This is a genomic window from Streptomyces sp. NPDC000880, assembly GCF_053599675.1.
This window is the reverse complement of record NZ_JBSFMS010000213.1, coordinates 1-5,483: the sequence shown is the minus strand read 5'-3', so window position 1 is coordinate 5,483 and position 5,483 is coordinate 1. Positions and strand designations below refer to the sequence as shown.

5 protein-coding genes are annotated in these 5,483 nt (G+C 70.5%); all 5 read right to left on the bottom strand.

Annotated elements, in window-relative coordinates; all coding sequences use genetic code 11:
* Nucleotides 1-267: 267 nt before the first annotated feature.
* Entirely contained in the window at nt 268-1,302 is a 1,035-nt protein-coding gene (locus ACWDO5_RS35055) for an NAD(P)-dependent alcohol dehydrogenase (protein ID WP_450534582.1), read from the bottom strand.
* A gap of 74 nt (nt 1,303-1,376) precedes the next feature.
* On the bottom strand, nt 1,377-2,237 hold the full coding sequence (locus tag ACWDO5_RS35050; protein WP_450534581.1) for a DeoR/GlpR family DNA-binding transcription regulator: 861 nt from the start codon (nt 2,235-2,237) through the stop codon (nt 1,377-1,379).
* On the bottom strand, nt 2,227-3,126 hold the full coding sequence (locus ACWDO5_RS35045) for a triose-phosphate isomerase family protein (RefSeq protein ID WP_450534580.1): 900 nt from the start codon (nt 3,124-3,126) through the stop codon (nt 2,227-2,229). The genes ACWDO5_RS35050 and ACWDO5_RS35045 overlap by 11 nt, the downstream gene beginning before the upstream one ends.
* A 31-nt stretch (nt 3,127-3,157) precedes the next feature.
* Nucleotides 3,158-3,625 carry a ribose-5-phosphate isomerase gene (locus ACWDO5_RS35040; protein ID WP_450534579.1) on the bottom strand — a complete coding sequence of 156 codons (468 nt, stop codon included), beginning with the start codon at nt 3,623-3,625 and terminating at the stop codon, nt 3,158-3,160.
* Nucleotides 3,618-5,354, bottom strand: coding sequence for a dihydroxyacetone kinase family protein (locus ACWDO5_RS35035; protein WP_450534578.1), 1,737 nt, complete (start codon nt 5,352-5,354; stop codon nt 3,618-3,620). The genes ACWDO5_RS35040 and ACWDO5_RS35035 overlap by 8 nt, the downstream gene beginning before the upstream one ends.
* Nucleotides 5,355-5,483: the final 129 nt, after the last annotated feature.

Sequence of the window (5,483 nt, the reverse complement as noted above, 5' to 3'; positions counted from 1 at the left end):
AAAACACCACGTCTACAAGCTCGTTGACGTCACGCACGCCATGTCAACGACCCACCAGCACACTGCCTCACCACCGAAAGTGAGCCAGATCCTAAAACCTGATAGTCCCTGTGGACCGGCTGATCCGGCGCAGCCGCCACGACGGCCCTTCCTGGGCCGTCTTTCAAACACGGCCCAGCCGACCGCCGTGCCCAGCCGTGCGACGGTCCGGGAAGGCTCCGCCGCCCGGTCCTGGTCCCGCGGGCCGGCGGGACCAGGTTTTCCCGGCTACAGCTGGGGCTTGACAACCGACTTGAGGGTGGTCGGGTTCGCCGTCGAACGGAGCGCCTCCTCGACGTCGGCGAGGCCGTAGTGGCCGGTCACCATGGAGTCGAGGTCGACCTTTCCGGAGCGCACCAGCTCGATCGCGGTCTGCCAGGTGTTGGCGTAACGGAAGACGCCGGTCACGATCAGTTCGCGGTTCTGGATGACCGGTATGGGCATCGGGATCTCGGTGGCCCCCATACCGACGAGCACCACGTGGCCGCCGGGCCGGACCTCGCGGATCCCCGTCCGGGTAGCCACCGAGGCGCCGGACGCCTCGACAAAGGCGTCGACACCGAGGCCGAGTTCACCCACCGGCTCGGCCAGCGGGTCCACCACCTGGGTGGCGCCGAACCGGAGGGCCTGCTCGCGCCGCACAGCGTCGATGTCGGTCACGATGACCTCGCGCGCTCCGAACGCGCGGGCGACCTGCGCGGTGACGACTCCGATCGGCCCGGCCCCGGTGATTAGGACCCGGGAGCCGACCGTGAAGTTCGCCTTCCAGGCGGTGGCGACCGCCACGGAGAGCGGCTCCAGCAGCGCGGCGGCGTCGTCGCTGAGCGAGTCGGGGACGGTGTGGGCGAAGTGCGACTGGATGGTGACGTATTCGGCGAAGGCGCCGTCGACCCCGGGGACCGCGTAGAACTCCATGTGTGGGTCGAGGTTGTAGCGGCCGGTCAGCGTCTCGTGCGAGGTGGTGCTGGGGTGCTGGGGTTCGATGGAGACGCGCCGGCCGACCCGTGCCGGGTCCACGTCGGAGCCGACGGCGACGATCGTCCCGCCCGACTCGTGGCCGAGGACCAGGGGCTCTTCCACCACCCAGTCCCCGAGCCGGCCCTCGCGGTAGAAGTGGACGTCGGAGCCGCACACTCCCACGGAGGACACCTGGATGAGGACCTGGTCCGGTCCGACGGCCGGGACCGGCCGCTCCTTGACGACGAGTTTCTCGGCTGCGACCAGGACGCTCGCACGCATCGTGGCGGGGGCGGTGAAAGACATGGGCTCTCCTGCGGCGGACACCGGCTCGTCACTGCCGGCGGAACGGGTGGTGGTGTCGGTCGTATGCTCGGTCGTCAGGTGGAACGCGCTTCGTCGGGCACTCCGGGTGCGGCGCCCGCGTCCGGTCGGCCGGTGGCGGGGGCGACCACGACGTTGATGCCCTTCGCCTTCAGACGGTTGCGGTCCTCTTTCGTGGTCTGCGAGTCCACGATGACCACGTCGAACTCGGTGAGGTCGGCGATGGCGTGCAGGGCTCGCTTCTGGAACTTGGTGTGGTCGGCCAGGAGGATCTTGGTGGCGCTGGAGTCCAGCATCGAGCGTTTCGTCCCGACTGTCTCCAGCGCCTGATGGAAGGCCATGTCGTCGGTGATGGCGGCAGTGGACATGATGTACACATCGGCGCGCAGCTTGGCGATGGCCTCGTTGGTGACGCTGCCCATGAAGGCGCTGCACCAGTTGTAGTAGTTGCCGCCGAGCGCTACGAGGGAGATGCCGCGCACGCCGTTGAGCTCGTTCATGATGGTGAGCACGTTGGTGATGACGGTCAGCGGCGCCTTGGCGGGCAGCAGCCTGGCCACCTGCAGGACGGTGGTCGAGTCGTCGAGGAAGATGGACTGGCCCTGCTCGATGAACGCCATCGCGGCGTGCGCGAGCGCTTGCTTCTCGGCGAGCTGCTGACCCGCTCGGTAGACGTCGCTGGACTCGACCAGGCTGGAGGCAAGCGCGGACGCGAGCCCGCGCGACTTGCGCAGCAGTCCGCGCGCCTCGAGCTCGTCGAGGTCGCGGTGAACCGTCATCTGGCTGATCCCGAACCGCTCGGCGAGCTCCTCGATGCGGACCGCGCCCTCGGCCATGACGGCCTCGCTGATGGCCCGCTGCCGCTCCTCCTGCCGGGACACCCGCGTCGTCCCGCCCCGCATGCTGCTACCCGTCATGCCCACCCTCCTGCTCGGTTGCGGGCCCGGCGTCGTTGCGCCTCCGGTCACCATCTTGCCGAACCGCCGTGCGGGAGGCGGCCTGGTCCGGGGGCGGCATCTCCGTCGCCGACCGGCGCAGCGCCTCGTCGAGGATACCGCCGAGCGCGTCGACCCGGTGGGCGAACCGGCCGAGGAACAGGCCGTCGACGGCATGGCCGAGCTCGGACAGGAGGCCCGGTCCCGCGCTCCCTCCGTAAATGACGTGGCTCTCCTTCAGGAAGGGATGGCCGTCCAGCCATGCCGTGATCTCATGCGCCACCTCGGCGACATGACCGAGCGGCGCGGGCTGCTCCGCGCCGATCGCCCACACCGGCTCATAGGCGACGACGATCCGGTGCCGGGTTCCGTCGTCGAGCTCTGCGGTGGCGGATTCCAGCTGCTCGACGCACTGGCCGGCCGCCGCCCCGGCGGCGCCTCGTGTCTCCTCCCCGACGCAGAGCAGGGGTGTGAGGCCGTTACGGAGGGCGGCCGCCATCTTCAGCGCCACCACGCCGTCGTCCTCGTGGAACATCCGCCTCCGCTCACTGTGGCCGATCTCCACGTAGTCGCAGCCGACCTGGCGCAAATGGGGGCCACCGGTCTCCCCCGTGTAGGGGCCGCTGTCGGACCAGAAGAGATTCTGGCCACCGACGCGGACCCGGGTGCCGCGGAACACCTCGGCCGCGGCGGCGAGGGACGGCGCCGTGGGCAGGACGACGAGCTCGACGGCCCCGGAGGTGACGGCCGGATGGTCCGACACCTGATCCGCGACGCGCCTGCACCAGTCGACGGTCTGAAGGTGATCGAAGTACATCTTCAGGCTGACACCGACGAAGAGCGGCGGGACGGGGGCGGGTTCTATGGTCATGAGGCTCCTCGGGCCACGGTGGTGCCCGGTGTCAGTCGCCGCAGGTCTCGTAGTCGGTGAGGACCCGGACCTTGTCGGCGGAGGCGGACGTCTCGTCGAAGCGGTACGTCAGCCACTCGCGGGCGAGACGGCGGGCGAGTTCGAGACCGACCACCCGCTGGCCGAAGGTGAGCACCTGGGCGTTGTTGCTGAGCACGGACCGTTCCACCGAGAAACTGTCGTGCGCGGTCACCGCCCGGATCCCGGGAACCTTGTTCGCGGCTATGGCCACGCCCAGCCCGGTGCCGCAGACGAGCAGCGCCCGGTCGGCCTCGCCGGACGCGACCAGCTCGGCCGCGGCGATGGCGATGGTCGGGTAGGGGATGTGCCCGGTGGCGTCGACTCCCACGTCACGGACGGAAGCTACGAGGTCGTGGGCCTGGAGGTCGGCCTTGAGGACCTCCTTGTAGTCGAATCCCGCGTCGTCGGAGCCGACGACGATGCGGAGTTGGTCAGTCATGCTGGTACCTCGCCTTGAGCAGGGAACGGTGGACGGCGTCGAAGACCAGGGCCATGGAGACGGCGCCGGGGTCGGGGGTGCCGACGCTCTTCTCCGCGTGCGGTCGGGCCCGTCCGATCTTCGGTACGAGCGAAGCCGTCGCCCGGGCGGCCCGCTCCGCCTCGGCCGACGCCGTGCCCCACGCGGTCACGAGGTCGTCGCCGACCTCGGCGGCGGTCTCCAGGGCGTCGGCGAAGGGAAGCAGCGTGTCCAGGAGCGTCTTGTCGCCCGGCTGCGCCTTCCCGAACGCGGAGATCTGGCGCTGGGCCTCGCGGACACCGGCGGCCACCGTGCGGGCGTCCGGGGCGGCGGTGTCGCCGAAGGCGGCTCCGACCGCCCGGAGGGCGATGCCCCACAGGGCCCCGGAAGTGCCCCCGGCCCGTTCGGCCCAGGCGTTGCCCGCGGCGGTGAGAAGGGTGCCGGCGCCGGCGCCCTTGCCGAGGACTTCGCCGGCGGCGCTCACCGCGGCGGTGACCCCGGCCCGCATGCCGATGCCGTGGTCACCGTCGCCCGCGACGGCATCCATCCGGCCGAGCTCGTCGGCGTGTTCGTCGATGGTGGCCCGGGCCGCAGACAGCACCTCGGCGAGGACGGCCGCGGCCGCGCGTGACTCGGCGGACGCCTCCGCGACGACCTCTTCCACGGGCATGTACTCCGTGTCGGACAGCTCGCCCGGCGTGTCGGTGACGCTGCCCTTGCGGTAGGCCGGGGTGTAGGCGGGGGCGCTCCAGAGAGGTTCCAGCTCGTCGTCGAGCCAGCACAGGGTCAGGGAGACACCGGCCATCTGAAAGCTGGTGACCAGTTCACCGACCTCCGGCTCCACCACGGTCAGGCCCTTGGCCTCCAGCAGCTGCGCCACCCGGCCGTAGAGGACGAAGAGTTCCTCGTACTTGACCGAGCCGAGGCCGTTGAGGATCACGGCGACCCGGCCGCCTGCCGCCGGGGCGTCGGCGGGCGCCTCGGCCAGCACCTTGTCGGTCATCAGCGCGGCCAGCTCGTCGGCGGACGGGATGTCCGCCTCGTCGATGCCCGGCTCTCCGTGGATGCCCATGCCGATGCCCATCCGGCCGGCGGGCACCGTGAACAGCGGTGCGTCGGCGCCGGGCAGGGTGCATCCGGAGAAGGCGACCCCGAAGGAGCGGGTGCGGTCGTTGGCCCGGGCGGCGAGACGTGTCACCTCGTCCAGGTCCGCGCCGCTCTCCGCAGCGGCGGCGGCCACCTTGAAGACGCAGAGGTCTCCCGCGATGCCCCGGCGCTTGGCGAACTCGTCCCGGGACGCGCTGGAGACGTCGTCGGTGACGACGACCGTGGAGCAGGCGATGCCCTCCTGGCGCAGCCGGCTCTGCGCCTGGTCGAAGTTGAGTACGTCGCCGGCGTAGTTGCCGTAGGTCAGCAGGATGCCGCCGCCCGCCTCGGTGGCCTTGGCCACGTTGTAGACGTGCTGTGCGGAAGGGGAGGCGAAGAGGTTGCCCATCGCCGCGCCGTGGGCCAGTCCGGGGCCGACCAGTCCGGCGAAGGCCGGGTAGTGTCCGCTGCCGCCGCCGATGACGATCGAGACATGGCCCGGTTTCGTCCTGCCGGTGCGGACGACCCCGCCGGGGACGCGCCGGACCAGTTGCCGGTTCGCGGCCACGAACCCCTGGACGAGTTCATCGGCGAAGTCAGCCGGGTTGTTGTAGAGGTAGGTCATCGGATTGCTCTCCTGAGCACAGGTGGGAGGGTGCTGGATCCCGTGAACCGCTGTCCCACGAGCGGATCGACGCAACAGACTCACCGAGACTGACGTCCTCATCACCGACGGACATCTGACAGACATCCA

Coding starts and splice junctions, on each gene's coding strand:
- ACWDO5_RS35050 (WP_450534581.1), bottom strand. CDS start 2,237: ATGACGGGTAGCAGCATGCGGGGCGGGACGACGCGGGTGTCCCGGCAG.
- ACWDO5_RS35040 (WP_450534579.1), bottom strand. CDS start 3,625: ATGACTGACCAACTCCGCATCGTCGTCGGCTCCGACGACGCGGGATTC.
- ACWDO5_RS35045 (WP_450534580.1), bottom strand. CDS start 3,126: ATGACCATAGAACCCGCCCCCGTCCCGCCGCTCTTCGTCGGTGTCAGC.
- ACWDO5_RS35035 (WP_450534578.1), bottom strand. CDS start 5,354: ATGACCTACCTCTACAACAACCCGGCTGACTTCGCCGATGAACTCGTC.
- ACWDO5_RS35055 (WP_450534582.1), bottom strand. CDS start 1,302: ATGTCTTTCACCGCCCCCGCCACGATGCGTGCGAGCGTCCTGGTCGCA.